The organism is Pseudomonas sp. BB438 (assembly GCF_057180225.1).
In genome coordinates, this window is sequence record NZ_CM170001.1 from 1,734,702 (window position 1) to 1,760,204 (window position 25,503).

Annotated in this window: 23 protein-coding genes and 2 pseudogenes; 8 read left to right on the top strand and 17 right to left on the bottom strand. The window is 66.3% G+C overall.

Translation table 11 applies throughout. From position 1 onward, the window contains the following. Nucleotides 1-44: 44 nt before the first annotated feature. Genes AC1ZV1_RS08065 through AC1ZV1_RS08075 form a run of 3 tightly spaced genes read right to left on the bottom strand, consistent with a single transcriptional unit; the run spans nucleotide 45 to nucleotide 2,067 of the window. Nucleotides 45-365: a hypothetical protein gene (locus tag AC1ZV1_RS08065; RefSeq protein ID WP_484296245.1), complete on the bottom strand. Its 321-nt coding sequence runs from the start codon at nucleotides 363-365 to the stop codon at nucleotides 45-47. Next, nucleotides 362-886, bottom strand: a complete 525-nt coding sequence (locus tag AC1ZV1_RS08070; protein ID WP_484296246.1) for a thiamine pyrophosphate-binding protein — start codon at nucleotides 884-886, stop codon at nucleotides 362-364. Before AC1ZV1_RS08070 ends, AC1ZV1_RS08065 begins: the two co-directional genes overlap by 4 nt. After that, nucleotides 883-2,067 (bottom strand): PepSY-associated TM helix domain-containing protein, encoded by a 1,185-nt coding sequence (locus AC1ZV1_RS08075; RefSeq protein WP_484296247.1) that lies wholly within the window; start codon nucleotides 2,065-2,067, stop codon nucleotides 883-885. The genes AC1ZV1_RS08070 and AC1ZV1_RS08075 overlap by 4 nt, the downstream gene beginning before the upstream one ends. Before the next feature lie 302 nt (nucleotides 2,068-2,369). Here AC1ZV1_RS08075 and AC1ZV1_RS08080 point away from each other — a divergent pair, with 302 nt between their 5' ends. From AC1ZV1_RS08080 to AC1ZV1_RS08095, 4 genes are all read left to right on the top strand, one after another. Then, nucleotides 2,370-2,990: a hypothetical protein gene (locus AC1ZV1_RS08080; protein ID WP_484296248.1), complete on the top strand. Its 621-nt coding sequence runs from the start codon at nucleotides 2,370-2,372 to the stop codon at nucleotides 2,988-2,990. Nucleotides 2,991-2,998: 8 nt separating this feature from the next. Further along, nucleotides 2,999-3,307, top strand: coding sequence for a ferric uptake regulator family protein (locus AC1ZV1_RS08085; protein WP_484296249.1), 309 nt, complete (start codon nucleotides 2,999-3,001; stop codon nucleotides 3,305-3,307). Between the two features lie 198 nt (nucleotides 3,308-3,505). After that, nucleotides 3,506-4,612, top strand: coding sequence for an NADH:flavin oxidoreductase/NADH oxidase (locus AC1ZV1_RS08090; RefSeq protein ID WP_484296250.1), 1,107 nt, complete (start codon nucleotides 3,506-3,508; stop codon nucleotides 4,610-4,612). 157 nt (nucleotides 4,613-4,769) lie between these two features. Continuing rightward, nucleotides 4,770-5,099: a hypothetical protein gene (locus tag AC1ZV1_RS08095; protein WP_484296251.1), complete on the top strand. Its 330-nt coding sequence runs from the start codon at nucleotides 4,770-4,772 to the stop codon at nucleotides 5,097-5,099. A gap of 70 nt (nucleotides 5,100-5,169) precedes the next feature. Here the strand turns inward: AC1ZV1_RS08095 and AC1ZV1_RS08100 are convergent, their stop codons facing one another. From AC1ZV1_RS08100 to AC1ZV1_RS08150, 11 genes and pseudogenes are all read right to left on the bottom strand, one after another. Beyond that, complete coding sequence (locus AC1ZV1_RS08100) at nucleotides 5,170-5,901, bottom strand: cache domain-containing protein (RefSeq protein WP_484297526.1); 732 nt, start codon at nucleotides 5,899-5,901, stop codon at nucleotides 5,170-5,172. Nucleotides 5,902-6,033: 132 nt separating this feature from the next. Beyond that, nucleotides 6,034-6,327 (bottom strand): annotated as a pseudogene (locus AC1ZV1_RS08105) (methyl-accepting chemotaxis protein); the annotation flags it as partial. Nucleotides 6,328-6,445: 118 nt separating this feature from the next. Further along, nucleotides 6,446-6,922, bottom strand: a complete 477-nt coding sequence (locus tag AC1ZV1_RS08110) for an ester cyclase (RefSeq protein WP_045209913.1) — start codon at nucleotides 6,920-6,922, stop codon at nucleotides 6,446-6,448. A gap of 86 nt (nucleotides 6,923-7,008) precedes the next feature. Then, entirely contained in the window at nucleotides 7,009-8,871 is a 1,863-nt protein-coding gene (locus AC1ZV1_RS08115) for an FAD-dependent oxidoreductase (protein ID WP_484296252.1), read from the bottom strand. Nucleotides 8,872-9,164: 293 nt separating this feature from the next. Further along, nucleotides 9,165-10,589 (bottom strand): gamma-aminobutyraldehyde dehydrogenase, encoded by a 1,425-nt coding sequence (locus tag AC1ZV1_RS08120; RefSeq protein ID WP_484296253.1) that lies wholly within the window; start codon nucleotides 10,587-10,589, stop codon nucleotides 9,165-9,167. A 275-nt stretch (nucleotides 10,590-10,864) separates the two neighbouring features. Next, a complete protein-coding gene (locus AC1ZV1_RS08125) occupies nucleotides 10,865-11,671 on the bottom strand; it encodes an ABC transporter permease (protein ID WP_484296254.1) in 807 nt (268 codons plus the stop codon). Beyond that, nucleotides 11,661-12,611: an ABC transporter permease gene (locus tag AC1ZV1_RS08130; protein WP_038803387.1), complete on the bottom strand. Its 951-nt coding sequence runs from the start codon at nucleotides 12,609-12,611 to the stop codon at nucleotides 11,661-11,663. Before AC1ZV1_RS08130 ends, AC1ZV1_RS08125 begins: the two co-directional genes overlap by 11 nt. A 1-nt stretch (nucleotide 12,612) precedes the next feature. After that, nucleotides 12,613-13,641 (bottom strand): ABC transporter ATP-binding protein, encoded by a 1,029-nt coding sequence (locus tag AC1ZV1_RS08135; protein WP_484296255.1) that lies wholly within the window; start codon nucleotides 13,639-13,641, stop codon nucleotides 12,613-12,615. A 243-nt stretch (nucleotides 13,642-13,884) separates the two neighbouring features. Further along, nucleotides 13,885-15,030: a putative ABC transporter substrate-binding protein YdcS gene (gene ydcS, locus AC1ZV1_RS08140; protein WP_484296256.1), complete on the bottom strand. Its 1,146-nt coding sequence runs from the start codon at nucleotides 15,028-15,030 to the stop codon at nucleotides 13,885-13,887. Between the two features lie 130 nt (nucleotides 15,031-15,160). Continuing rightward, on the bottom strand, nucleotides 15,161-16,615 hold the full coding sequence (locus tag AC1ZV1_RS08145) for a gamma-aminobutyraldehyde dehydrogenase (RefSeq protein WP_484296257.1): 1,455 nt from the start codon (nucleotides 16,613-16,615) through the stop codon (nucleotides 15,161-15,163). Between the two features lie 176 nt (nucleotides 16,616-16,791). Next, nucleotides 16,792-17,703 (bottom strand): LysR family transcriptional regulator, encoded by a 912-nt coding sequence (locus tag AC1ZV1_RS08150; protein ID WP_484296258.1) that lies wholly within the window; start codon nucleotides 17,701-17,703, stop codon nucleotides 16,792-16,794. A gap of 245 nt (nucleotides 17,704-17,948) precedes the next feature. Between AC1ZV1_RS08150 and AC1ZV1_RS08155 the strand changes: the two genes are divergently transcribed. The 3 genes from AC1ZV1_RS08155 (at nucleotide 17,949) to eco (ending at nucleotide 20,115) form a co-directional block, all read left to right on the top strand. Further along, on the top strand, nucleotides 17,949-18,662 hold the full coding sequence (locus tag AC1ZV1_RS08155; protein ID WP_484296259.1) for a tellurite resistance TerB family protein: 714 nt from the start codon (nucleotides 17,949-17,951) through the stop codon (nucleotides 18,660-18,662). Nucleotides 18,663-18,785: 123 nt separating this feature from the next. Further along, nucleotides 18,786-19,523, top strand: a complete 738-nt coding sequence (locus AC1ZV1_RS08160; RefSeq protein ID WP_484296260.1) for a tellurite resistance TerB family protein — start codon at nucleotides 18,786-18,788, stop codon at nucleotides 19,521-19,523. Nucleotides 19,524-19,632: 109 nt separating this feature from the next. Further along, nucleotides 19,633-20,115: a serine protease inhibitor ecotin gene (gene eco, locus AC1ZV1_RS08165; RefSeq protein ID WP_484296261.1), complete on the top strand. Its 483-nt coding sequence runs from the start codon at nucleotides 19,633-19,635 to the stop codon at nucleotides 20,113-20,115. A gap of 39 nt (nucleotides 20,116-20,154) precedes the next feature. Here the strand turns inward: eco and AC1ZV1_RS08170 are convergent, their stop codons facing one another. The 3 genes and pseudogenes from AC1ZV1_RS08170 to AC1ZV1_RS08180 all read right to left on the bottom strand — a co-directional run bounded on the left by AC1ZV1_RS08170 (nucleotide 20,155) and on the right by AC1ZV1_RS08180 (nucleotide 23,465). Continuing rightward, nucleotides 20,155-20,910, bottom strand: a complete 756-nt coding sequence (locus AC1ZV1_RS08170; RefSeq protein ID WP_484297527.1) for a methyl-accepting chemotaxis protein — start codon at nucleotides 20,908-20,910, stop codon at nucleotides 20,155-20,157. A gap of 150 nt (nucleotides 20,911-21,060) precedes the next feature. After that, nucleotides 21,061-22,401: pseudogene (locus tag AC1ZV1_RS08175) on the bottom strand (cache domain-containing protein); the annotation flags it as partial. 158 nt (nucleotides 22,402-22,559) lie between these two features. Then, nucleotides 22,560-23,465, bottom strand: coding sequence for a LysR family transcriptional regulator (locus AC1ZV1_RS08180; protein ID WP_484296262.1), 906 nt, complete (start codon nucleotides 23,463-23,465; stop codon nucleotides 22,560-22,562). Between the two features lie 267 nt (nucleotides 23,466-23,732). Here AC1ZV1_RS08180 and AC1ZV1_RS08185 point away from each other — a divergent pair, with 267 nt between their 5' ends. Beyond that, the gene (locus tag AC1ZV1_RS08185) at nucleotides 23,733-25,397 is read left to right on the top strand and encodes a GMC family oxidoreductase (RefSeq protein ID WP_484296263.1); all 1,665 of its coding nucleotides are present in this window, start codon (nucleotides 23,733-23,735) and stop codon (nucleotides 25,395-25,397) included. The last annotated feature ends 106 nt before the right edge of the window (nucleotides 25,398-25,503 follow it).

A 25,503-nucleotide genomic window follows, 5' to 3' on the forward strand; every position in this document is an offset into this window, starting at 1 on the left:
AAGAGGCCCGCTCCGACAGGTGGCGCACCGTTCCGCAGCGCTATTCAGATGCCTTTGATCTCGCTCGGATCGACCTCGACCATATACCCCGGCCCGACGTCGAAGAGGATGTAGAAGTCCCCGCTCGGGCGCTTGAAGGTCAGGCTGGAATCCGCTCCGAGCTTGCCAGGGATCAGTACCTGGTTGTCGCTGCCCATCACGTCGAGGGTCACCCCCGGTGCGGCGCTGCCGTCGGTGAAGCCGCCGACGCAGCGGATGGTCTCGGCATCCAGCGCCGAGCATTCGCAGAAAGGCGCGTGGGCCAGGGCGCTGGCGCTGGCGCTCAGGCCAAGCAGCACGGTGCCGCACTTGAGGATCGCGTTCATCGGTTGCTCCGGGTCTTTTCCAGCCAGGCCACCAGCGAGGGTGAGGCCTTGTCGAGTGGGATCTGCGCCTGGTGGACAGCGCCGTCCCAGCCTTCCACGGTCAGCCAGAGTTCGTCGGCCGGGGTGACGCGGGCCGGGATCGTGACTTCGGCGAACTGCTGGTAGCGCGTGCCGGCGAACAGTCCGCCGGCGGCGCGCAGGCTGCGCGGTTGGCCGATGCGCAGGTAGGCGGCCTTCACCTGTGGATAACAGCTGTCGCAGAAGGCCAGGGTGAAAGCCTTGACGAAACCGGCGCGGCCTTCGTCCTCGGGCTCAGCCACTTCCCATTCGGCCATGCGCGCGGTCCACGGGCCGACCTGCACGGCGCCGATCTCGCGTTCGCCCAGGCCACGCAGGCCACGGTCCAGCTTGGCTTCGTGGAAATAGTGGGGCATGAAGCCCAGGGGAATCAGCACCAGCAGGGCGCTGAGGTGGAAACGCCAGCGCAGCCATTGGCGGCGCAGCGTGCTGTTGCCGCTCATTGGCTGGCCTCCGGGGTGGCTGCGACGGTGATCCGCTCGCGGGTCTTCTGCTTCTTCAGCTCCTTGGCGGTGGCGATCAGGGTGCGCTTGCTCCAGATCATCAGGCCGCTGAGCACCATCATGCTGAGGATCAGCCCGAACACGAACCAGATCAGCTTGACCCACACGCCGCCGAAATCGCCGGTGTGCAGCGGGCGCATGGATTCGGTGACGAACTCCAGGCCGGAGCGGTCGCTGAGCAGGCGCGTCGAGGCCACGCTGCCGTCGTAGGGGTTCACCTGGGCGCTTTCGACCATCAGCGGGTACCAGGCCTTGCCGACGATCGTCACCGGGTCGTAGGCGCTGGAGGGAAGACGGAAGAAGGTCGCCTCGAATCCGGGGATGCGCTGCTGGGCGGCGAGCACGGCGGCGTCCAGGCCGACGCGCGGCGGTGCAGCGCCGTTCTCCCCCTGCGGAATGCTGTCGCGCTGGATGATGGTTGGCACGCCTTCGCTGGAGAGGGAAATGCTGTTGTCGGCGAGCGTCGCCTGGATCAGGAACCAGGTGCCGGTGAGGGAGATCACCGCGATGAACCAGATCGACCAGATACCCATCAGCCGGTGCAGGTCGCCCCAGAAGATGCGCGCGCCCTGGCGCAGGCGCAGGGTCGGCTTGAGGAAGCCGCGCCAGAAGCGCTTGTACACCACCAGGCCGGTGACCAGCGACGCCAGCAGTGGCAGGCCGAGCAGCGAGACCAGGTACCAGCCCCAGCTGTAGCCGTGGCTGAAAGGCACCAGCCACCAGCCGTGCAGCGCGCGGGTGAACTGGCGGAAGTCGAACAGCGGCATCTTGCCCTGGATGACCCCGGTGTAGGGGTTCACGTAGAGCATGGCGGTCGCGCTGTCGGGGTAGGTCACGCTGACCCGCAGCGCGAAATGCGTTTCGCTGGGCGCGCTGATCATGCGCACGGCGGCCTGCGGTTGCTGCTGGGCCATGGCCGCGAGCACCTGGTCGTAGCCCAGGCGTTGGGCGTCGTCGTCTGGCGGGTTGGCCCGCACGGAGGCGTCGGCCAGCCAGACGATCTCCTGGCTAACGGTTGCCAGGGTGCCGGTGATGCACACCAGGAAGACGAAGAACCAGATGGGCAGGGCCAGCCAGCTGTGGACCAGGAACCAGAGCCTGGAGCGGGATTTCTTGGACATGGGAATCACGGCCACGCAAAAGGGACAAAGGAAAAGGCCCCTCGCCGAACCAGGCCGGCGAGGCGCGAAGACACCCAAGGAGCAGCGGTCTTCTAGCAATAAGGACGGATGAGATCGAAAAACCGGCCATTTCCAGTTGCAAACAAATGTTTCGGAGCGTGTTTCCCGACCTTTTCGATTTCTTTACACAATTTCGCTGCGTGTTTTTTGCGGCTCATCCGTCTTGTTATGTGAAAGCGATCGATTCGCAACGGATGCGAGCGACGTTTTTTAAAGAGCGCCCCAAACAGGAGAATCCCCGCATGAACGTTTCCCTTCGCCAGCCCGTGCTGCTGGCCCTGGCGCTGAGCTGCGCGCCATTGGCCAACGCGGACTACCTGTGGCTGGAGCGCAGTGCAGGCCAGAGCGCGAAAAGCTATTTCAGCGAGTTGCAGCCTGGCGAGCACCTGCCGGTGGCCCAGCTGCAGAACGCCCGCGTCGTGCTGGGCGAGGGCAAGAGTGCGCCAATGAGGGCCGGCGTCGACTCCTTCGCGGTTGACGATGCGCCGGCGGGCGACCTGCGGGTCGCGGCCCAGCGTGCCGAAGGCAACACCCTGACCATCTATCAGGCGCGTGAGGGACGGACTGAAACCCGGGCGCAGAATGATCTGGAACTGGTGCCGACCACACCCGGCGGCAACACCTTCGCCCTGCACTGGAAAGGCACCGTGGTGCCGGCCTCGCAGGTCAACGTGTACACCTCCGAGCAGTGGACACGCAGCCTGAAGCCGGCGGCGGACGGCACGGTGACCCTGATTACGCCGTTCCCGGCGCGCTACGTGCTGGAGGTCTCCGCCCAGGTCAATGGCGGCGCCAGCGTCGAGGGCAAGCGCTATGACAGCTTGATCCACGTTTCCACGCTGTCTTTCGAGGTGCGCAAATGAGAGCCGCTATGAAAGTCAGTACTCCGGTGCCGCCGCGTCTGCCGCGCCCCGCGCGCCAATTGCTGGAGCATGCCGGCCTGCGCAGCAGCCTGCCGCGGCTGAACATCCTCGATGCGCTGGTGATCTGCGGCAAGGCGACCTCGGTCGAGCTGCACGCCTACCTGGAGGAGCCGGGCCTGCCCATCTCCCTCAGCTGCGTCAGCCAGACACTGCGCCGGCTGCACCTCTCCGGTCTGCTCGAGCGCGACGCCAGCAAGCGCTACAGCCTGGCGCCCGGCGCCGTGGCTGCCATGGGAAAGTCCAACGAGCTGCACTGACAGCGGCGAATCTCCCTGTAGGCGCGCGCCTCGCCCTCGATCGCGTGCAAGGCGCGCTCCTGCAAGGGGCGCCGGCGGTTCCGTCCTGTTGCAGCGGTCCCGGCTGCGACGGAGCCACCGATCATCTAGGCCTATCCTTAGGCGATCCCGGTCTACAGTTGTAGGACAAGATCTGAAGACCAGAGAGGGAGTGCCACCATGAGCCAGTTGTTCGAGCCCCTGACCCTGCGCCAGCTGACCCTGTCCAACCGCATCGCCGTTTCCCCCATGTGCCAGTACTCCGCCCAGGATGGCATGGCCAACGACTGGCACCTGGTGCACCTGGGCAGTCGCGCGGTGGGCGGTGCCGGTCTGGTGATCGTCGAGGCCACGGCGGTCGCCCCGGAAGGGCGGATCAGCGCCGAGGACCTGGGCATCTGGAATGACGAACAGGTCGAGCCGCTACGGCGTATTACCCGCTTCATCGAGTCCCAGGGCGCCGTGGCGGGCGTGCAGTTGGCCCATGCCGGGCGCAAGGCGAGCACCTGGGCGCCCTGGTTGGGCAAGCACGGTTCGGTGCCGATCAGCGAAGGCGGCTGGACGCCGGTGGCGCCCTCGGCCATCGCCTTCGACCCGCAGCACACCGTGCCCATCGCCCTGAGCGAAGAGCAGATGGCGACGATCAAGCACCAGTTCGTGCGCGGCGCCGAGCGCGCCCTGGCGGCCGGCTTCAAGATCGCCGAGGTGCATGCGGCTCACGGCTACCTGCTCCATCAGTTCCTTTCGCCGCTTTCCAACCAGCGCCGCGACCAGTACGGCACCTGCTTCGAGAACCGCATCCGCTTCCTCCTGGAAGTCACCGAAGCCGTGCGGGCCGTCTGGCCGCAGGAGTTACCGCTGTTCGTCCGGCTGTCGGCGACCGACTGGGTGGAAGACGGCTGGAATCCCGACGAAACCGTGGAGCTGGCACGCCGCCTGAAGAACCTGGGCGTGGACCTGATCGATGTGTCCTCCGGCGGAACCGCGGTGAACGCCGAGATTCCCGTGGGACCCGGCTACCAGACGCAGTTTGCCGAGCGCGTGCGCAAGGAAGCTGACGTCGCCAGCGGCACCGTGGGGATGATCACCGAGCCGGTGCAGGCCGAACACATCCTGCGCACGGGCCAGGCCGACTTGATCCTGCTGGCCCGCGAGCTGTTGCGCGACCCGTACTGGCCGCTGCACGCCGCCGATGAACTGGGCGGCCAACCGGTTCCCTGGCCGGCGCAGTACCTGCGTGCCGCGCAACGCGGGACGCCGAAGCGCAAGGCCTTCGGGCAAGTGTGACGCCGACCGAGGTCACACGGGCGCAAGCTCGTGTGACCAAAAGGTCAGGAAAAGAATTGAAATGTGAAATCTGTCGCAGGGTGGCAGTCTGATGCTACTCTCACCGCGCTTGCGCAAGGACTGCGCAGCCACCCACCTGAGCACCACTGGAGCACGCATGGACGCCTCTGCTACGCCTGCTGTCATCCCGCAATCCGAAATTGCCTTGCTGGCGAATATTCTCGCGCTCGCCACCCGCAACATGTCCAACCTCAGCACGCTGATCACCCAACTGTCGGTGGAGCTCGGCCATAGTCCCGACCCGCATTTGCAGCGCGTGGGCCATCGGGTGCTGGCGGATGTGGATGTGCTGGCGAAATCCCTGGATACCCAGTGGGAGCTGATCGGCGCCCTGGCGCGCTTCTGTCCGCTGCTGTCGCGCACGCCGCTGGTGAAGCCGGCGCTGGTGACGGAAATCCACATCACCGAGCTGCCCGAGCGGACGTGATCCGAACTCCCCTGCAGGAGCGGGCCATGCCCGCGATCGCGCGCATGGCGCGCTCCTGCAGGTTGATGCTCTATTCGCCGGACTGCGCCAGTTCGAAGCTCATCATCAGCGCCCAGGGTGCATCGCTGTCGCCCACGCGGATGGGTTGCAGCAATTGCACGCGGCGCCCCTTCACCTGTTCCCAGCTCCGGCCGTGGGCGATGGCGCTGCGCGCTTCCTGCGGCAGTTCGCCCGCTTTGTCGCCCAGGCGCCTGGCGTCCGGGTGGGTGACGTAGACGCCGGCGTTGGACAGCAGGGTGTACTGGCCATTGCCCATGGGAGTCAGTTTGCCGAGGCTTTCCTGCAGCTGGTGCAGGGTGTAGTCGGCGCCCAGGATGCCGAGGAAGCGGCCGTTGGCCGTCATGGGTGACATGAACGAGGTCATCAGCACGGTGCTGCCGCCGACGCTGTACTCGTAGGGTTCCATGAACACGTCGCGGCCCTTGTCGCGGGGGATCTGGTACCAGTCGCCACTGCCGTCGGCCTTGTCGTAGCCGACCAGGCATTCGCGCTGGGCCACGCCGCTGCCGCGGTGCCAGTAGGCCATGAGGCGACCGCTGGCGTCGTGGCCGGGGGCGTCGATGAACTCGCGGTCGCGGCCGTCGAAGGCGTTGGGTTCGCAACCGCAGGCGAAGGCGAGCAGCTCGGGGTTGCGGGTCAGGTACTCGTGCATCACCGCGTCGATCTGTTCGCGCTGCGGGCCGAGGTTGCGGCTCTTCAGGCCGAGGATGAAATGCTTCAGGCCATAGAGCGCGGTGGCCATCACGGCGAAGCGCGCTTCCAGTCGCTGGGTCTCGCTGGCGAGTACCACGCGAGCGGTGTCCAGCAGGCTGGAGTGCTCGGCCTGCTCGACATCGGCCAGGGCGCGGGCGCTTTCGCTCTTGATCGAGGCAACGACGTTGCCGATGTCGGCGGTGGCGTTGGCCGACTGGGTCGCCAGGCGGCGTACCTCGTCGGCGACCACGGCGAATCCGCGCCCGCTTTCACCGGCACGGGCGGCTTCGATGGCGGCATTGAGGGCCACCAGGTTGGTGTTTTTGGCGATCTGCTTGATGACTTCGGAGACCTTGCTGATCTCGGTCCAGCGCACGTTGAGATCGGCGATCAGCTGCTTAACCTGGTCGATGGTGGAGCGCGTGCTGGAGCTGTCTTCGGCCTTGGCGGGCCGTGGTTCGCGTGTGATTGACATGGCGTGGGACACTGCAGTGGCGGAGGAGGGCAGGGGTAGGCGAGGGAGCGTTTTCTGGTTATGTCAGCCGCGCCCGGAGGCGCGGCTGTTGCGGGACGCAGGGCGTTCCGGACGTCGCTTACCAGCCGAGCTGCTTGTGCAGGCCCAGGGCGTCGTAGTAGTCGCCCTGGTAGACGATCTTGCCGTCCTTGACCTTCACGTAGCTCACACCGTCGAACGACAGCGGCTTGTTGGTCGCCGGGGTCTGGGCATCCCAGGCGCCGGTGTTGGTGCCGCTGAAGGTCCACTGGAAGGCGATGCCATCCTTGTCGACGATCGGCTTGCCGTTCATCTTCCATTTCAGGTCCGGAACGGCCCCCACGAACACCTTGATCACATTGTCACGCGCGGCGTCGCGGCCTTTCTGCGGGGTGCCGACGGTGACGTCGAAGTATTCCGCATCCTTGGCCAGGTAGCCGGCGGCCTTCTCGGCATCGTGGGCGTTCCACGCGGCCATGTAGGCATCGACGATCTGTTTGGGCGACTCAGCTGCCTGAACCAGGCCAGCAAAGGTGAACAGCGACAGCAGGTAGAACGCTCTGACGAGGTGACGCATGCTTGCCTCCGTTGCGGGCGTGCCCGCGGGTTGTCGGCCGGACGGCCGTTAAGTGCGGCGCCACGCGGTGCGCGGCGCCGGATTCTTCAGGCCAGTTCGCCCACCGCGCGCCAGGCCTCGTCGATGGCCGCGTGCGCGTAGGCGTCCCAGGCCGCATCGGAGTTGGCGATGGTGACGTTGCCGACCTTGGTGCGCGCCAGGTTCATCAGTTTTTCGCTCTCCTGCTCATCATCGAAGAGGCTGTTGGAGAAGTACGAATAGCCGTGCGACCAGCGGTTGATGGTGATCGCCTGGATATCCTTCTGATGGTCGAAGCCCGCCGGGCCGAGCATGGCCTGCAGCTGGTCGCGAATCATGCCTTCCATCTGCTCGAAGCTCATGGCGTAGAGCTTGCCGCGGCCGACGCGGGCCTGGGTGCGCGCGTCCATGCCGGCGTTGGGGCTGGTGGGCACGTAGACCATGTGCAGGCCGATGGGCTGGTTCGGGTCGCGCGGGTGGCTGTAGCCGCCGATGTCCACCGGGTAATCCAGCTTCACGCGGCTGTACGGCTGGCTCGGCGCATAGATCTCGTGCACGCCCAGCTTCATGAAGCTCTGCCAGTTGCGGATCACCACCTTGGTGTACACCAGCGGGAACTTCACGTTCTGCGCCAGGGCGTGGCTCTGCTCGGCGGAGAGGTCGCGCAGGAGGTACGGGATGATCATGTTGTAGCAGGCCAGCACGCAGTGCCTGGCGCGCACGCGGTGCAGGGCGCCGGCGCGGCTATAGCCGACGTCCACGCCGCCGTCGCGGTTCTTCACGCTCACGGCGGTGCTGTTCAGGCGCAGGCGCACGGCGTTCTTCGGCTGGTCCAGCTTGGAGTAGTCGAAGGTGGCCAGGACGATGTCGTTCATGTCCTTGCCCGGCGCCACGCCCGGAATCAGGCCGCGCACCAGCAGGCGCGCCAGCGAGGCGTTGCCGTCGGGGAAGTGATAGATGTACGGCTCCTCCATCTCGGCCTTGGCTTCCTCGCTGATGGGCGAGAGGTCCATGGCGGCGAAGCCCGGGAAGCCTACGGAGTAAGCGTCGCCAGCGGCTACGGCGTCGATGCTCAGCGCCGAGAAGTCGTTGGTGCGGCTGAGGAAGTAGCGGGTGGCGGCTTCGCTCAGGCCCACGTCCTTGCGCAGGAAGTCCTGGTAGCTGGTCTTGGCCAGGTGCGCTTCCTTTTCCTCGCGGGTCTTGCCGGCGAGGTAATCCTTCGGTGCCTCGTGCAGGTCGATCAGCGCCTGGCGGTCGGCCTCGGGCAGCGGGAAGTCGGAGATGAACGCGCGCCAGCTGCGGGCGTTGAGTTTTTCCGGGGCGATGTCGTCGGCCACCATCGGCGTCGGGTCGCCGGATACCAGCTTCGCCTCGCCGAAGCCGGCCTTGTCGAAGAACACGCCGCGCGAGAGGCCCAGGTTCGGGTAGAAGTCGCGGTCGAAGGCGGTTTCGAAGCGGTCCACATCGACGTTGAGCTGCTTGAGCAGGTTGTTGACCGTGTCGCTGTACAGGTGCTTGGGCGACTGGAAGGCCTCGCTGCCGCCATAGCCGAGGATCATCCGGCCGCCGGCCTGGAATTCGTTGCGCTTGGCGTGGCCGCCGAAGTCGTCGTGGTTCTCGATGATCAGCACGCGCGCCTTGGGGTGCTTCTGCCGGTAGAACCAGGCCGCGGACAGGCCGCTGATGCCGCCACCGACCACCACCAGGTCGTACTGCTCCTCGATCTTCAGGCCATCGGTGTCGAATACCTTCTTCTCCCAGCCCATCTGGTGCGCGACCTCGAACGCGCCGGGATGGCTGCCGCGCATGCCGGTGAGGGCGGGCGGGTAGTAGCGGCCGGACGGTGCGGCCTGGAGAAGTTGCAGCGGGGTGAGCCCCGCGCCGATGGTGAGGGCAACGCCGTTGAGGAAGTCGCGGCGGGTGATGGTCATGGGGAATCCTTGCAAGGTGATGGCCCGGGGCAGGGGCTGTCATGGTTATGCCCTTCCCTCCGGAAGGGGCTGCGGCATGCGTGGCCGCGCGGCGGTCCCGGTCGAGCGGGGCGCCGTTGAACCCGCGGACCTTGGTCCGCTGGTTGCTTTTTTCACCGTACTGTTGGGCCTCGCGAGCTAGAGCGCAGCAAGGCGGAAGCAGGTCCGGGCCCAGGAGTTTACGAGTAGTAAATGACTGGGCCCGGACCTGTTTCCAACGCAGCTCCGCCGACGCGCAGCAGGCCGCGCTCCAATCAGTGCTTGATCATGACGTGGCGGATCGCTGTGTAATCCTCCAGGCCGTACATGGACATGTCCTTGCCGTAGCCCGACAGCTTCATGCCGCCGTGGGGCATCTCGGTGGTCAGCATGAAGTGCGTGTTGACCCAGGTGCAGCCGTACTGCAGGCGAGCGGACAGGCGATGGGCGCGACCGACATCACTCGTCCATACCGACGATGCGAGGCCGTAGTCGGAGTCGTTTGCCCAGGCCAGCGCCTGTGCTTCGTCCTCGAACTCGGTGACCGAAACCACCGGGCCGAAGATTTCGCGGCGTACCACTTCGTCGTCCTGGCGGGCGCCGGCGAGCACGGTCGGCTCGAAGAAGAAGCCTGCACGATCCGCCCGCTTGCCACCCGTAATGACTTCGATGTGCGGCACCTGTTTGGCGCGCTCGACGAAGCCGATCACGCGCTCCAGGTGCTGTTCGGTGATGACCGGGCCCAGTTCGGTATTCGGGTCGTCCTGCTCGCCGTACTGGATGCTGGCGACGGCGGCGCCGAGCTTCTCCACGAACTTGGCGTAGATGCCCTTCTGCGCGTAGATGCGGCAGGCCGCGGTGCAGTCCTGGCCGGCGTTGTAGAAGCCGAAGGTGCGGATGCCTTCCACGGCGGCGTCGATGTCGGCGTCGTCGAAGATCAGTACCGGGGCCTTGCCGCCCAGTTCCATGTGCATGCGCTTCACGGTGTCGGCGGTGCCGGCGATGATACGGCTGCCGGTGGCGACCGAGCCGGTCAGGGACACCATGCGCACTTTCGGGTGGGTCGTCAGCGGTTCGCCGACGGTCGGGCCGCGGCCGAAGACCAGGTTGACCACGCCGGCGGGGAAGATGCCGGCCATCAGCTGCGCCAGGCGCAGGGCGGTCAGCGGGGTCTGCTCGGACGGCTTGAGCACCACGGTGTTGCCGGCGGCCAGGGCCGGGCCGAGTTTCCAGGCCACCATCATCAGCGGGTAGTTCCACGGCGCGATGGAGGCGACCACGCCCACCGGGTCGCGACGGATCATCGAGGTGTGGCCCGGCAGGTATTCGCCAGCGGCGGAGCCCTGCATCACGCGGCAGGCGCCGGCGAAGAAGCGGAACACGTCGGCCACGGCCGGCAGTTCGTCGTTCAGCGCAGCGGAATAGGGCTTGCCGCAGTTGTTGGATTCCAGGCGGGCCAGTTCCTCGGCGTTGGCGTCGATGGCGTCGGCCAGAGCCAGCAGGAGCAGGGAGCGGTCCTTCGGCGCGGTCTGCGACCAGCTGTCGAAGGCCGCGTCGGCGGCCAGCACGGCGGCGTCGACCTGGGCCGGGGTGGCCTCGGCGATTTCCACCAGTGTGGTGCCCAGCGATGGGTTCAGGACGGCGAGCTTCTCGCCTTCGCCAGCGACCAGTTGGCCGTTGATCAGCAGGTTGGTTTGCATGGTTGAGTCCTCTTGTTCAGAAGCGTGGTGCAAATTCGGTTGGGGTGTTTCTTTTTAGGGGCCTGCCGTTTCGGGGCGGCGGGCCTGAGGGGTTCTGTGAGTTGGGAGCGGGGGCTTCCCCTCTCCCTAACCCTCTCCCTGAAGGGAGAGGGGATATCCGTGCCAGGCGAACTTTCGTGGCTGCCGGCGAATTCGGTGCTAACCGGGCACGCCGAACAGGCTCCCTCTCCCTTCAGGGAGAGGGCGGGGGGAGAGGGCCGCTTGGCACATGACTGTCATTTGCCGCTCCCCGCCACGCCTTCGCCACCTTTGGTCAAGTAGTAGGCGCCGAGGATCGGCAGCATGGTCACGATCATCACCAGCATCGCCACCACGTTGGTTACCGGTACGTCGCGCGGGCGGCCCAGCTGGTTGAGCAGCCAGATCGGCAGAGTGCGTTCATGGCCGGCGGTGAAGGTGGTGACGATGATCTCGTCGAAGGACAGCGCGAACGCCAGCATGCCGCCGGCCAGCAGCGCCGAGCCGAGGTTCGGCAGGATCACGTAGCGGAAGGTCTGCCAGCTGTCGGCGCCCAGGTCCATCGAGGCTTCGATGAGGCTGTGGGAGGTGCGGCGGAAGCGCGCGATGACGTTGTTGTAGACGATCACCACGCAGAAGGTGGCGTGGCCGATGACGATGGTCAGGAAGCCCGGCTCGATGCCGAGGGTCTTGAACGCCGACAGCAGCGCGATGCCGGTGATGATGCCGGGCAGGGCGATCGGCAGGATCAGCATCAGCGAGATACCTTCCTTGCCGAAGAAGTCGCGGCGGTACAGCGCGGCCGCGGCCAGGGTGCCCAGGAGCATGGCAATCAGCGTGGCGACGCTGGCGATCTTCACCGACAGTTCGATGGCCTCGAGCACGTCCTGGCGGGCGAAGGCGACGCTGAACCAGTGCAGGGTGAAGCCTTTGGGCGGGAAGCTGAAGGCCGCGTCCTCGGTGTTGAAGGCGTACAGGAAGATGATCAGGATCGGGAAGTGCAGGAACACCAACCCGCCCCAGGCGGCCGCTTTGAGGCCGAACGACGCTTTCTCAGAGTGCATCGAAAGCCCCCAGACGTTTGACGATGGACAGGTACACGGCGATCAGCACGATCGGCACGAGGGTGAAGGCGGCGGCCATCGGCATGTTGCCGATCGCGCCCTGCTGGGCGTAGACCATGCTGCCGATGAAGTAGCCCGGCGGGCCCACCAGCTGCGGCACGATGAAGTCGCCCAGGGTCAGGCTGAAGGTGAAGATCGAGCCGGCGGCGATGCCGGGGATCGACAGCGGCAGGATGACCTGGAAGAAGGTCTGCCGCGGGTGCGCGCCGAGGTCCGCCGAGGCCTGTAGCAGCGACGGCGGCAGGCGCTCCAGGGAGGCCTGGATCGGCAGGATCATGAACGGCAGCCAGATGTACACGAACACCAGGAAGCGCCCGAAGCTGGAGGTGGACAGGGTGTTGCCACCGATCCCCGGAATGCCCAGCAGCAGGTTCAGCACGGGCTCGAGGCCCAGGTGCTGGACGAACCACATCGCCACGCCGCCCTTGGCCAGCAGCAGGGTCCAGGCGTAGGCCTTGACGATGTAGCTGGCCCACATCGGCATCATCACGGCGATGTAGAAGAACGCCTTGGTCTTGCCGGTGGTGTAGCGCGCCATGTAGTAGGCGATGGGGAAGGCCACCGCGCCGCTGGCGATGGATACCGCGACCGCCATCAGCACGGTGCGCTGGATGATGTCGAAGTTGGAGCCGCTGAACAGCGAGCCGAAGTTGGCCCAGGTCAGGTCCGGCGTCACCGTCATGGTGAAGTCGTCGAAGGTGTAGAAACCCTGCCACAGCAGCGTCAGCAGCGAGCCCAGGTAGATCGCGCCGAACCACAGCAGCGGCGGGATCAGCAGCAGCGAGAGGTACAGCGTCGGCTTGCGGTAGAGCAGGTTGGACAGGCGCCGCAGCGGGCCATTGCTGGCCGCGGGCAGCGCTGCATTCATCGTCAGTTCCATCTCACGCGCCCTCGTTCAGCACCACCATCGCCTCGCGCGCCCAGCGAGCGGTCACGCGCTGGCCCGGCTGGTGGGCGAGGTCGATGTCGGCCCACTGGCTGTTGGCCTGGCTGAGGCAGAGGTTCTGGCCGTTGTCGAGACGGATCTCGTAGCGGGTCGCCGCGCCCTGGTACTGGATGTCGTGCAGCAGGCCGCTGATCTCGATATCCGACGTGGCGCGCTCGCCCTTGGCGAAGGTGATGTGCTCCGGGCGGATGGAGAACGGCTGGGCGTTGCCGGTCAGGCTTTGGGCGATGTCGCCGCGCAGCACGTTGGAGGTGCCGACGAACTCGGCCACGAACGGGGTGGCCGGCTTCATGTAGAGGTTGCGCGGGGTGTCGACCTGCTCGATGCGGCCCTTGTTGAACACCGCGACGCGGTCGGACATGGACAGCGCTTCGCTCTGGTCGTGGGTGACGAAGATGAACGTGATGCCGAGCTGGCGCTGCAGCTTCTTCAGTTCGCTCTGCATCTGCTCGCGCAGCTTGAGGTCGAGGGCGCCGAGGGGTTCGTCCAGCAGCAGGACGCGCGGACGGTTCACCAGCGCACGGGCCAGGGCCACGCGCTGGCGCTGGCCGCCGGAGAGCTGCACCGGCTTGCGCACGCCATAGCCGCCCAGGGCGACCATGCCAAGGGCTTCTTCGGCACGCTTCAGCCGCTCTGCCTTGCCGATGCCTTTCACTTTCAGGCCGTAGGCGACGTTCTCCAGCACACTCATGTGCGGGAACAGCGCGTAGTCCTGGAACACCGTGTTGACGTCACGCTGGTAGGGCGGCAGGCCGGCGGCCTCCTCGCCATGGATGCGGATGGAGCCTGCGCTGGGTTGCTCGAAGCCGGCGATCAGCCGCAGGCAGGTGGTCTTGCCCGAGCCCGACGGGCCGAGCATGGAGAAGAACTCGCCGTCCTTGATGTCGATGGACACCCGGTCAACGGCCTTGACGTCGCCGAACTGGCGGGAGACCTGGGTGAATTGAACAGCGGGAGTGGTCATGGTGCACGCTCCAAGGGGCAGGAATCCGGCGTAGGGGAGCCCTGCCCGTGAATCTGAAATACGGGTGAATCGGTACGGATGTGGTTCGCGGGTAGGCGTTGCGCCGAACAGCTCCCTCTCCCTTCAGGGAGAGGGTTGGGGAGAGGGCGGCCGGGCATCGGAGCCAGCGGCATCACCCTCTCCCCCAGCCCCTCTCCCTGAAGGGAGAGGGAGCCAGTCAGGCGCTCGGGGAAGTTCCCTGCCTCAACGGCCGCCCATGATCCCGATATAGTCCTGGGTCCAGCGGCTGTAGGGGACGAACTTGCCGCCCTCGGCCACCGGGGTCTTCCAGAACGCGATCTTGTCGAACTGGTTGTAGCCGTTGGTGGCGCAGCCTTCGGCACCGAGCAGGGTGCTGGCCTTGCAGCCTTCGGGCACGGCCGGCACGGAGCCGAACCAGGCCGCCACGTCGCCCTGGACCTTGGGTTCCAGCGACCAGTTCAGCCACTTGTAGGCGCAGCTCGGGTGCTGGGCTTCGGCGTGCAGCATGGTGGTGTCGGCCCAGCCGGTGACGCCTTCTTTCGGGAACACGGTGGCGATCGGCTGACCTTCGGCCTTCAGGGCGTTGGCCTGGTACGGCCAGGCGCTGGAGGCGGCGACGCCTTCGTTCTTGAAGTCGCTCATCTGCACGGTGGTGTCGTGCCAGTAGCGGTGGATCAGGTCATGCTGCTTGCGCAGCAGGTCGACCACGGCGGCGTACTGCTTCTCGTCGAGCTGGTACGGATCGGTGATGCCCAGTTCCGGCTGGGTGGCCTTCAGGTACAGCGCGGCGTCGGCGACGTAGATCGGGCCGTCGTAGGCCTGCACGCGGCCCTTGTTCGGCTTGCCGTCGGGCAGGTTCTGGGCGTCGAACACGACTTTCCAGCTGTCCGGCGCGGTGGGGAAGACCTTGGTGTTGTACATCAGCAGGTTCGGGCCCCACTGGTACGGCGCGCCATAGGTCTTGCCGTTGACCACGTACCAGGCGGCGTCCTTCAGGCGCGGGTCGATGTTCTTCCAGTTGGGGATCAGCGACGGATCGATCGGCTGCACGCGCTTGCCGTAGATCAGGCGCAGGGAGGCGTCGCCCGAGGCGGTGACCAGGTCGTAGCCGCCCTTGGCCATCAGGCTGACCATCTCGTCGGAGGTGGCAGCGGTCTTCACGTTGACCTGGCAGCCGGTGTCCTTCTCGAACTGGGTGACCCAGTCGTAGTTCTTGTCGGACTGGCCGCGCTCGATGTAGCCGGGCCAGGCGATGATGTCCAGGCGGCCTTCGCCCTTGCCGACTTCCTTCAGGGCCTCGGCGGCCTGGACGCCGGCGCTGGCCAGCAGGGCGGTGGTGATGGCACTGAGCAGTGCGGTCTTGCGCATCGGGTGTCTCCCTCTCGTTGTTGTCTCTATTGGTGGGGCAGTTCAATCGAGCAACCACCCTCGTGCGAGCGGGCGCGCCGATTCGCCGGGGTGTTTTCTTATGGACCGGCGGGGGCGCCGCCGGGGTCGTTCAATCCAGTTGCTGGCCGTGTCGCGCCATGATGTGGCGCACCACGCTGTAGTCCTGTAGCGAGTCGCTGGACAGGTCCTTGCCATAGCCCGAGCGCTTGAGCCCGCCGTGGGGCATCTCGCTGGCGAGCATGAAATGGGTGTTGATCCAGGTGCAGCCGTATTGCAGGCGGTTGGCGATCTGGAAGGCCTTGTCGAGGTTCTGTGTCCACACCGAGGAGGCCAGGCCGTATTCGGAGTCGTTGGCCCAGTCCACCGCCTGCTCCAACTGGTCGAAGCGGGTCACGGTGACCACCGGGCCGAACACCTCGCGCTGGACGATCTCGTCCTGCTGCTTGCAGCCGGCCAGCAGGGTCGGCTGGTAGTAGAAGCCGGGGCCGGAATGCACGGCGGCGCCGGTGACGCGCTCGATGTGCGGCTGGCCGAGGGCGCGCTCGACGAAGCTGGCCACGCGGTCGCGCTGGCGGGCGCTGATCAGCGGGCTGATCTCGTTATCGGCGTCGCGCTTGCGGGCGAAGCGGATGCTCGCCACGGCGTCGCCCAGCTCGGCGACGAGGCGGTCATGGATGCCGGCCTGCGCGTAGATGCGGCAGGCGGCAGTGCAATCCTGGCCGGCGTTGTAGTAACCGTGGGTGCGCACGCCCTGGACCACGGCGTCGAGGTCGGCGTCGTTGCAGACGATCACCGGTGCTTTGCCGCCCAGTTCCAGGTGGGTGCGTTTGAGTGTGCGTGCGGCGGCCTGGAGAATCTTCTGCCCGGTGACGATGTCGCCGGTCAGCGACACCATGCGCACCTTCGGGTGGCTGACCAGATGGCTGCCGACGCCCTCGCCGCCGCCGCAGACGATGTTGATCACGCCAGCAGGGAGGATCTCCGCCAGTGCCGGGGCCAGCGCCAGGATGCTCAGCGGCGTGTGTTCGGACGGCTTGAACACCAGCGTGTTGCCGGCGGCCAGGGCGGGGGCGATCTTCCATGCGGCCATCATCAGCGGGTAGTTCCACGGCGCAATCGAGGCGACCACGCCCACCGGGTCGCGGCGCACCATGCTGGTGTGGCCGGGCACGTATTCGCCGGCGAGCTGGCCCTGCTGGCAGCGCACGGCGCCGGCGAAGAAGCGGAACACGTCGGCGGTGGCGGGGATGTCGTCCTGGCGGGCGAGATGCAGCGGCTTGCCGCAGTTCAGCGATTCCAGCTGGGCGAGGTCGTTGCCGTGCTGGTCGATGGCGTCGGCGATGGCGAGCAAGGCGGTGGCGCGCTGGGCGGGCGTGGTGCGGGCCCAGCCGGGGAACGCGCGGTGCGCGGCCGCAATGGCCTGTTCGACCTGATCCAGGGAGCCGTCGGCAATGCTGGCAATGGTGTCGCCGGTCGTCGGGTTGATGATCGGCTCGGCAATGCCTTCGCCGGCGACCAGTTGGCCGTCGATCAGCAAGGCGGTATGCAGGGTTGCGCCGGTCATCTTGGAAGCTCGTCGTTTATCTGTCTTGTTTTCAGGGGCCATGTGCGTGCTCCGGCGTAGGGGCGTTGCCCGGAACTGGCCCTTTGGTATGGGACGAGAGACTAGAGTCCGGGCGTGGGGTCGACAAATTCTAATTACTGAAAGCGCCGTTCGATTAAATCGAACGCTGTAAGCCTCTAGATCGAAAGGCGTTTTGCGTTGGGCTGCTCGCGGGCCACGGTGAGGAACGGGTCCACCAGCGGCGGCCGCGCGGTGCCGCGACGCCAGGCCAGGCCGACGTCCAGCGGCTCGGAGAGGTCCACCAGCGGCCGCGCTTCGATGATGTCGCCTTCCAGCGACCAGGGGCGGTAGGTCATGTCCGGCTGGATCGACAGCCCCAGGCCAGCCGCCACCAGGCTTCGCACCGCTTCCACGGAGGCCGTGCGCAGCGTCACTTGCGGCACGAGGCCGGCGCGGGACCAGATGCGCTGGGTGTGCAGGCCCATCTCGTCGGCGTTCAGCTGGATCAACGGCTCGCCTGCCACGTCGGCCAGGCCGATGCTGTCGCGCTCCAGAAGCGGGTGCTGCGCCGGCAGCCAGAGGCGGTGCGGCGAGTGGGTCAGCACTTCGGTCTGCAGGGCATGACGGTCCTCCAGGTTGGAGAGGATCAGCACGCCGACGTCGATCTCGCCGCTGACCAGCAGGTGCTCGATGTAGGGGCGCTCATCCTCTACCACGCGGGTCTGCACGTTGGGGTAGGCGCGCTGGAATCGGTTGATCAGGTCTGCCAGGTAATAGCCTGCCACCAGGCTGGTCACGCCGATGGTCAGGCTGCCGGCCACCTGGTCGGTGCTCTGCTGCAGGCTGCGCTTGGCATTCTCCACCGTGGCCAGGATCAGGTGCGCCTGGCGCAGGAACTGATGGCCCTGGTGGGTGAGCGTCATGCCCTTGGCATGGCGATCGAACAGGCGCACGCCGATCTCGTCCTCCAACTGCTGGATGGCCAGCGTCAGGGTCGACTGGGAAATGAACACCGCCTGGGCGGCGGCGGAGATCGAGCCGGTCTCGGCGACGGCGATGAAATGGCGAATCTGGCGAAGGGTCATCATGGGCGATTGCCGCTGGAGCGCGGAGTCGCGATCTAGAGCCTTGTCTAGCCGGTCTCGGCGCATTTCATTGTTGATTATCGAAAATCTATAGGAGCATTCTTTTTAATCGAATGAAAGTGGCCTGTTTATCCTGCGGTCCCGCCGGGACAGGCCCGCAATATCCGGAAGCACACTGTCGCTGCGTCCCTGACGTGCGCTGGACTAGAGTCGGAATCCACATTTTTCGATAGACAGTGGAGATCGCCATGAACACACGCGGCCTGCTCGACCAGCTCCTCAGATCCGGCCAGGACCTCCTGCAGAACAAGGGCGTGGCCCGGCAGGACGGCGGTCAGCCATCCAGCAAGAGCGGCGGCCTGGACCTCGGCAGCCTGCTCTCCGGCGCCGGCGGTGGTGCCCTGGCAGCGGGTGCGCTTGGCTTGCTGCTGGGCAGCAAGAAGGCGCGCAAGATGGGGGGCAAGGTCGTCACCTACGGCGGTCTCGCCGCCCTGGGCGTGCTGGCCTACAAGGCCTATGGCAACTGGCAGCAGAAGCAGGCCAGCGCCCCACGCGGCGAGCCACAGACCGTCGACCGGCTGCCTCCGGCCCAGGCCGAGCAGCACAGCCACGCCATCCTGCGGGCCATCGTGGCGGCCGCAAAGGCCGACGGACATATCGATGAGCGCGAACGCCAGTTGATCGAGGGCGAGATCGCCAAGCTCACCGGCGATGTCGAGCTGCAGGGCTGGCTCGACCGCGAGCTGGCCAAGCCGCTGGACCCGGCCGAAGTCGCCCGCGCCGCCACCAGCGAAGAAATGGCCGCCGAGATGTACCTGGCCAGCCTGCTGATGGTCGATGAGACCAGCTACATGGAACGCGCCTACCTTGACGAGCTGGCACGCCAGCTGAGTATCGATGCCGGCCTGAAGGTCGAGCTGGAAGCCCAGGCGCAGAAAGCGCTGGACGCCGTCCCGGCGTGACCTCGCTCGCAAGCGCCGGCTGAAGCCTGCGCCGGGTATTCGGCCCGGCGAACGGCGCTGGCGCATCGGTGTGGCGGGACTATCGTTGCCCAACGCACACCGAGCGATAGCGAGGGACTTCTGATGAACACGGCGGATCTACTGGAACAACTGCTGCGCGCCGGCCAAGGTGCACAGACCCAACAGGGTGGCGGTGCGGGAGGCCTGGGTGGCCTGGGCGGATTGCTGGGTGGACTGCTCGGCGGCTCCTCCGGTGGTGCCGGCGGCGGGCTCGGCGGCCTGGGTGACGTACTCGGCGGCATGCTCGGCGGCGGCACCCACAATGCCGGTGCGCCGCAAGGCCGCACGGGCAGCAGCGGCGGCATCAATTACGCGATGCTCGCGTCCCTCGGCATGATGGCCTTCCAGGCTTATCAGAATTACCAGCGCCAGCATCCGGCCGCGGCTCCGCAGCAACAGTCGCTGATGACCGTGGACCAGCTGTCCGGCCCGGAAGCCGAAGCTCATAGCCACGCGATCCTGCGCGCCTTGATCGCCGCCGCCAAGGCCGATGGCCGCATCGACGAAAAGGAAAAGGCTGCCATCCAGGCGGAGATCGCCCGCCATACCGATGAGCCGGAGTTGCAGGACTGGCTCGACGCCGAGGTGCGCAAGCCGCTGGACGCCGCGGAGGTCGCCGAATCCGCCCAGGACGACCCGGCCGTGGCCGCCGAGATGTACCTGGTCAGCGTGATGCTGGTGGACGATCAGCAGGGCGCCGAGCGCACCTATCTCGATGAGCTCGCCTACAACCTCAGGCTTGCCCCGGAACTCCAGACACACCTGGAGCAGCAGGCCAAGTCCGGCGGTGAAGTAGCTTGATACAACTCAGCACAGGGTTGTAGGAGCGTTCGTACAATTTGCCGGTCAGAGGGCTCGAACGAACGCACCCGCTCGGTGCGTTCGTTCTTCATTTCTGCAAGGAGGCTTCATGCCGTTCGTTCGTTTCACTCTCCCCACCGCACTGCTGCTCAGTGCTACTGCGACCTTCGCCAACGCCGCCAAGCTGGAAGACGTCGCGCCCTATCCCAAGGCGGAAGACGGCTTCGTGCGCCAGGTTATCCACCTGCCCAAGCAGGCGCAGGAAGAGAACTTCAAGGTCGAGATCCTCGCCGGCAAGACGCTGACCGTCGACTGCAACCGCCAGCGCCTGGGCGGCAACCTGGAAGAAAAGACCCTGGAAGGCTGGGGCTACGCCTACTATCGCCTGGACAAGGTCAGCGGTCCGGCCAGCACCCTGATGGCCTGCCCGGATGGCAAGACCCGCAAGGACTTCGTCCCGGTGGTCGGCGAGGGCTTCGTGCTGCGTTACAACAGCAAGCTGCCGATCGTGATCTACGCGCCCAGGGATGTCGAAGTCCGCTACCGCCTGTGGTCGGCCTCCGAGAAGGTCGAGAAGGCGCGCGCGGAGTAATTCGCTCCCGGTAGGCGCGCACACGATGCATTCCTATCGTTATGCGCGGAACTGATCCATCAGTCGCTGCTGCTGGTTCGCCAGGTTGTTCAGCGACTGGCTGACCCGCGCCGATTCATTGGCCTGGCCGGTGAGGGATTCGGTGACGTCGCGGATGTTCGCCACGTTGCCGTTGATTTCCTCGGCCACCGCGCTCTGCTCCTCGGCGGCGCTGGCGATCTGGTGGCTCATGTCGGTGATCACCGACACCGCGCTGCCGATCTGCTGCAAGGCCACCACCGCCTGGCTGACGTGCTCGACGCTGTCCTGCGCCTGGCCGTGGCTGCTGCCCATGGACTCCACCACTTCCCGCGTACCGGCCTGCAGTTGCTCGATCACCAGACGGGTTTCCTCCACGGATTCCTGGGTACGCCGCGCGAGGTTGCGCACCTCGTCGGCGACCACCGCGAAGCCGCGTCCGGCCTCGCCGGCGCGTGCGGCTTCGATGGCGGCGTTGAGCGCCAGCAGGTTGGTCTGCTCGGCGATGCCGCGGATCACTTCCAGCACCGAGCCGATGCGTTCGCTGTTGCTGGCCAGCCCGCGCACCTCGCTCATCGCGTCGCTCATGCCGGCGGCGAGGCGGGTGATGCTCGCAGTGGTGCTGTCAATCACCGACAAGCCATGGCGCGCCGCCTGGTCCGCCTCGCGGGCAGCCTGCGCGGCCTGTGCGGCGCTGCGGGCGACTTCCTGGGCAGTGGCACTCATCTCGTGGAAGGCCGTGGCGACCTGGTCGACCTGCTTGTACTGGCGCTCCATGCCGGCGCTGGTCTGGGTCGCGATGGCGGCAGACTGATCGGCGGTGCCTCGGGCGTCCTGCACCGAACTCTTCACCTCGGCGATCACCGGCTGCAGCTTGTCGAGGAAGCGGTTGAACCAGCCGGCCAGGCGCCCCAGTTCGTCGCGTTTGTCGTAGACGAGACGGCGGGTCAGGTCACCTTCGCCGCTGGCGATGTCCTCAAGCATGTGCGACACGCCGAGGATGGGCCGGGTCACGCCCAGCGCAGTCAGCCAGATCAGCGCCAGGCCGACTACCGCCGCCAGCAGGCCGAGGCCCAGTTCCAGCCAGGTGCCGCTGCGGTTGCGTTCGCTCAGCTCGACCTTGAGGGATTCCGCCGGGCCGACCAGCACACTTTCCGGCACGCTGAGCAGCACGCGCCAGGGACTGGCGCCGGGGATCGGCTGGAAGGATGCCAGCACCTTCAGCTGACCTTCGCTGTGCAGCTTCTGGTCGCCGTCACCGTGCTCGATCAGCTGCTGCAGGCTGGCATCCTGATTGCCCTGGGCAAAGCGCTGGCCGAGTTGTTTCGCGTCGCTGCTGTTCGCTGCCACCACGCCCTTGGCGCTGAGAATGCTCACGCTGGTGCGGCCGTTGTACAGCTGCGCGCTGGCCTTCTGGCTGAGTGCCTGCAGGCTGCCCAGGTTGATGTCCACCGACAGCGAGGCAACCAGCTTGCCGTCCGCCATCAGGGGCAGCGCGATGCTGGTCATCAGGACTTTCTGCCCGCTGATCTCGTAGAGGTAGGGCTCGATCACGCAGGGCTTCTGGGCCGCGCGCGGACAGGCGAACCAGGCGTTGGTCGGCTCTCCGCTGGGGCCGGCGCTGCTGTCGGTCAGGTCACTTTCGCCCAGCAGTTGCAGGGTCAGCTGGCCTGGCGTGGGTTGCGACCAGTAGAGCGAGAAGCGCCCGGAATCATTGCCGCCGCGCTCGGGTTGGTCGATGAAGCGCGCGTCCTCGCCATCCAGCGCACCGCGCTCGAAGGTCAGCGCCAGGCCGAGCAGCGCCGGATTGCGTTGCACGGCGGCCTTGGCCAGGTGGGTCAGGTCTTCGCGCACCTGGGTGGCGTCCAGCCCATTCTTCTGCGCCTGCTCGCGGAGCAACAGCACCTCGCGGGCGAAGCCGCTGCCGTAGAGGAAGGCGTCGGCGAACTGGCGGTTGATCGCCATCGCCTGCGCTTCGCCCTGGGCCTCGATGCGCAGCTCGGCGGTTTCGTTGAGCATGCGGCTGCTGGAGTCCTTCACATACTCGGACGTGCGCTCCATGCCGAACAGCGAGAGGCCGACCAGCAACGAGACGATGCCGAGCAGGCAGATGCCGGCGAGAAGGGTGACCTTCCATTGGATGGAAATCTGGCGGAGGAACATGCTGCTGTCCTTGCGTGGGCGGTGGGACGGACGAAGCAGCCAAACGGAAGCGGCAGGTGGTGCCGCGCGGGAGGGGATGGTCGATGCGTCCGGAGAGTGGCGCATCGCCAGCAGATTTTGTGCCAGAGGCTAAGTTTCTGATTTATATTGGATTTATAATATCCATGCAGACTCCCTGTCGGCAATCCTGCCAATAATCGCTGCAAAACTGCAGCGATTACCCACCGGAGCTGGCCGTGCATGAAATCGCGCATGGTCCGCTCCTATAGGGAGACGGAGGTTTCGCCGCCCACCAGGATTCCCTGTTCGCGCCCACAGATTTCCACGAGGAAATCCCACACCAATCTCAGCCTTACCGAGCGGTGCAACTCGCGCCGCGTGCACATCCAGTATTCCCGCTCGATGAACTCATCCGGCAGCACCGGCACCAGCCGCGGATCGTGCAGGCCCATGTACTGCGGGAGGATCGCGATGCCGATGCCGGCCTGGGCGGCCTGTTGCTGGGCGACCACGCTGGTGCTGCGGAACACCACCTGCGGGTGCCGGCAGAAGCTGTGATGGAACAGCAGTTCCTGGCTGAACAGCAGGTCGTCGACATAGCCGATCCACGGGTGGCGGCTGAGGTCTTCGCGGTCGCGCAGGGGCGGGGCGTTTTCCAGGTAGGCGGGGCTGGCGAACAGGCTCAGGCGATAGCTCGTGAGGCGGCGGCTGATCACCAGGTCGGCGCTGGGGCGCTCCAGGGTGATGGCGATGTCCGCCTCGCGGTTGGTGATGCTGACGAAGCGCGGCACGGAGACCAGCTCCACTTCCAGGCCGGGGTAGCGCTGCATCAGTTCGCCCAGGCGCGGGGCGAGGAACATGGTGCCCAGGCCTTCGGTGACGCCGATGCGGATCTGCCCCAGGGGCGAGATGGCCTGGCTCATTTCTTCCTGGGCAAGGAGGGCGGTGTTCTCCATGGCCTCGGCGTGCTTGAGCAGCGCCTGGCCGGCCGGGGTGAGCTGGTAGCCGCCGGTGTGCTGGGCGAACAGTTGGGTGCCGAGGTCGCGCTCGATGCCCTCGATATGCCGCGCCACCGTGGCGTGCGTGGTGCCCAGGCGCTTGGCGGTGGTCAGCAGGCGGCCGCTGCGGTGCAGTTCCAGGAAGTAGCGCAGGTCATTCCAGTCGAACATCTCGGCAGTCCTTGTTGTTAGAAAACGCACAGCAGGTGACTCGAAACGACTGTTCTTTTATCACGAACGAACGACTAGGCTCAGTCCGTCAGTGTCTGCGCTTCGGTGATGCTTCGTTAAAAATCGCTTCGGACTGCTCATTAACGGCGTGTTGACTCCGCGTCCTCAGCGATTTTTGCCTCGCCTTACCGTCGCTCGACGACTGTCGAACTGAGCCTCGGCTCGGTCGTCAGAGTAAAAAGAACAAGAACGACGAGGGACTTCTCCATGCCCCAGGCACTGGATGCTTATGACTACCTGATCGTCGGCGCGGGGCCCGCCGGCTGCCTGCTGGCCAACCGCCTGTCCGCCGACCCCGCCAACCGCGTGCTGCTGCTCGAAGCCGGCGGCCCGGACAACTATCCCTGGATCCACATTCCCGTCGGCTACCTCTATTGCATCGGCAACCCGCGCACCGACTGGTGTTTCGATACCGAGCAGGTGCCGGGGCTGAACGGTCGCGCGATCAAGTACCCGCGCGGGCGCACCCTGGGCGGCTGCTCCTCGATCAACGGCATGATCTACATGCGCGGCCAGGCGCTGGACTACGACGGCTGGGCTGCCGAGGGCAACGCCGGCTGGGGCTGGAACGACCTGCTGCCGCTGTTCATGAAGATGGAGGACCACTTCGGTGGTTCGAGCGAATTGCACGGTTCGGGAGGCGAATGGCGAGTGGAGAAGCAGCGGCTCTCCTGGGCGATCCTTGATGCCTTCCGCGAGGCGGCGGCGCAGTCCGGCGTGCGACCGGTGGAGGATTTCAACGGCGGCGACAACGAAGGCTGCGGCTACTTCCAGGTGAACCAGCGTGCCGGCGTGCGCTGGAACGCCTCGAAGGCCTTCCTGCGGCCCATTGCCAACCGCCCCAATCTCACCGTGCTGACCCATGTCGAGGCGCTGCGCGTGCTGCTGGAGAACGGCCGCGCCGCCGGGCTGGAAGTGAACTGGCAGGGCGCGCGGCGCGAGCTGCGAGCCCGGCGCGAGGTGATCCTCTGCGCCGGTGCGATCAACACGCCGGTGCTGCTGCAGCGTTCCGGCATCGGCCCGCGTAGCCTGCTGGACAAGCACGGCATCGGCGTGCGCCATGAGCTGTCCGGCGTGGGCGGCAACCTGCAGGACCACCTGCAGCTGCGCCTGATCTACCGTATGAACGGCGCGCCCTCGTTGAACCAGATCGCTTCGACGCTGTGGGGCAAGATGGGCATGGGCCTGGAGTATCTGTTCAAGCGCAGCGGCCCCTTGTCCATGGCGCCGAGCCAGTTGGGCGCGTTCGCCAAGTCCGACCCCGGTCAGCGTTCGGCCAACCTCGAATACCACGTACAGCCGTTGTCGCTGGAGCGCTTCGGCGAGCCGTTGCACAGCTTCCCGGCCTTCACCGCGTCAGTGTGCGACCTGCGTCCGCTGAGTCGTGGCACGGTCACGCTGCGCTCGCTGGACCCGCGCGACAAGCCGGTGATCCAGCCCAACTACCTGAGCCACCCGGAGGACCTGCGCGTGGCTGCCGATGCCATCCGCCTGACCCGCCGTATCGCTGCTGCGCCCGCACTGGCGCGCTACCAGCCGGTGGAGTTCAAGCCCGGCCCGGATTACCAGACCGAGGAAGACCTGCACCGCGCCGCCGCCGAGATCGGCACCACCATCTTCCACCCGGCAGGCACCTGCCGGATGGGGCAGGGCGAGGGCGCGGTGGTGGACAGCCAACTGCGCGTGCACGGCATTCCCGGCCTGCGCATCGCCGACGCGTCGATCATGCCCAGCCTGACCTCCGGCAACAGTTGCTCGCCGGTGCTGGTGATCGCCGAGAAGGCCGCGCAGATGATATTGCGCGAACCTGCGCGCAGCGCGGAGGTCATCCCTTCCAGTGGGCGCGCACAGGAGGAAGCTCCGGTGGCCTGACGGCGATCCCGTCTGCCCACTTTCTATTTGGCGTGTAGCAAGACAACCGGTATCGCGCGGCGTGAAAGCCGTGGCAGTCGAGGCTGACAAAAACAAAAGCCCCCAG

Excerpts from the sequence above, each read along its gene's own strand:
- AC1ZV1_RS08065 (WP_484296245.1), bottom strand. The coding sequence starts at position 365 with ATGAACGCGATCCTCAAGTGCGGCACCGTGCTGCTTGGCCTGAGCGCC.
- AC1ZV1_RS08070 (WP_484296246.1), bottom strand. The coding sequence starts at position 886 with ATGAGCGGCAACAGCACGCTGCGCCGCCAATGGCTGCGCTGGCGTTTC.
- AC1ZV1_RS08075 (WP_484296247.1), bottom strand. The coding sequence starts at position 2,067 with ATGTCCAAGAAATCCCGCTCCAGGCTCTGGTTCCTGGTCCACAGCTGG.
- AC1ZV1_RS08080 (WP_484296248.1), top strand. The coding sequence starts at position 2,370 with ATGAACGTTTCCCTTCGCCAGCCCGTGCTGCTGGCCCTGGCGCTGAGC.
- AC1ZV1_RS08085 (WP_484296249.1), top strand. The coding sequence starts at position 2,999 with ATGAAAGTCAGTACTCCGGTGCCGCCGCGTCTGCCGCGCCCCGCGCGC.
- AC1ZV1_RS08090 (WP_484296250.1), top strand. The coding sequence starts at position 3,506 with ATGAGCCAGTTGTTCGAGCCCCTGACCCTGCGCCAGCTGACCCTGTCC.
- AC1ZV1_RS08095 (WP_484296251.1), top strand. The coding sequence starts at position 4,770 with ATGGACGCCTCTGCTACGCCTGCTGTCATCCCGCAATCCGAAATTGCC.
- AC1ZV1_RS08100 (WP_484297526.1), bottom strand. The coding sequence starts at position 5,901 with ATGGCCACCGCGCTCTATGGCCTGAAGCATTTCATCCTCGGCCTGAAG.
- AC1ZV1_RS08110 (WP_045209913.1), bottom strand. The coding sequence starts at position 6,922 with ATGCGTCACCTCGTCAGAGCGTTCTACCTGCTGTCGCTGTTCACCTTT.
- AC1ZV1_RS08115 (WP_484296252.1), bottom strand. The coding sequence starts at position 8,871 with ATGACCATCACCCGCCGCGACTTCCTCAACGGCGTTGCCCTCACCATC.
- AC1ZV1_RS08120 (WP_484296253.1), bottom strand. The coding sequence starts at position 10,589 with ATGCAAACCAACCTGCTGATCAACGGCCAACTGGTCGCTGGCGAAGGC.
- AC1ZV1_RS08125 (WP_484296254.1), bottom strand. The coding sequence starts at position 11,671 with ATGCACTCTGAGAAAGCGTCGTTCGGCCTCAAAGCGGCCGCCTGGGGC.
- AC1ZV1_RS08130 (WP_038803387.1), bottom strand. The coding sequence starts at position 12,611 with ATGGAACTGACGATGAATGCAGCGCTGCCCGCGGCCAGCAATGGCCCG.
- AC1ZV1_RS08135 (WP_484296255.1), bottom strand. The coding sequence starts at position 13,641 with ATGACCACTCCCGCTGTTCAATTCACCCAGGTCTCCCGCCAGTTCGGC.
- ydcS (WP_484296256.1), bottom strand. The coding sequence starts at position 15,030 with ATGCGCAAGACCGCACTGCTCAGTGCCATCACCACCGCCCTGCTGGCC.
- AC1ZV1_RS08145 (WP_484296257.1), bottom strand. The coding sequence starts at position 16,615 with ATGACCGGCGCAACCCTGCATACCGCCTTGCTGATCGACGGCCAACTG.
- AC1ZV1_RS08150 (WP_484296258.1), bottom strand. The coding sequence starts at position 17,703 with ATGATGACCCTTCGCCAGATTCGCCATTTCATCGCCGTCGCCGAGACC.
- AC1ZV1_RS08155 (WP_484296259.1), top strand. The coding sequence starts at position 17,949 with ATGAACACACGCGGCCTGCTCGACCAGCTCCTCAGATCCGGCCAGGAC.
- AC1ZV1_RS08160 (WP_484296260.1), top strand. The coding sequence starts at position 18,786 with ATGAACACGGCGGATCTACTGGAACAACTGCTGCGCGCCGGCCAAGGT.
- eco (WP_484296261.1), top strand. The coding sequence starts at position 19,633 with ATGCCGTTCGTTCGTTTCACTCTCCCCACCGCACTGCTGCTCAGTGCT.
- AC1ZV1_RS08170 (WP_484297527.1), bottom strand. The coding sequence starts at position 20,910 with ATGGAGCGCCAGTACAAGCAGGTCGACCAGGTCGCCACGGCCTTCCAC.
- AC1ZV1_RS08180 (WP_484296262.1), bottom strand. The coding sequence starts at position 23,465 with ATGTTCGACTGGAATGACCTGCGCTACTTCCTGGAACTGCACCGCAGC.
- AC1ZV1_RS08185 (WP_484296263.1), top strand. The coding sequence starts at position 23,733 with ATGCCCCAGGCACTGGATGCTTATGACTACCTGATCGTCGGCGCGGGG.